Source organism: Microbacterium kyungheense (assembly GCF_006783905.1).
GTDB classification, from domain to species: Bacteria; Actinomycetota; Actinomycetes; order Actinomycetales; family Microbacteriaceae; genus Microbacterium; species Microbacterium kyungheense.
In genome coordinates, this window is sequence record NZ_VFPE01000001.1 from 675,185 (window position 1) to 675,453 (window position 269).

Consider the following 269-nt stretch of genomic DNA (forward strand, 5'->3'; position numbering starts at 1 on the left):
GGCGGGGCCTTCTCTGTTTCGCGACACCTGTATTCCAGATGCAGCATCTGACTCTTCTCTTGTGGATGTTCGTCTGAGCGGTTACATTCCCAAACGGATGCGCACCAGAGTGTCTGGTGGTGCGCGTGGGGGTGGGGATTTCTGTAGGACGAATGGGCAGAAGGGGTCCCATGAGTCGGAGATCCCCCGTTATCGGGGTATCGCGGGAGCACCGTCGCGGCGTTGACGCGGCGGTGACCGGGGTGCACGGCCGGCGGAGGACCGCCGTC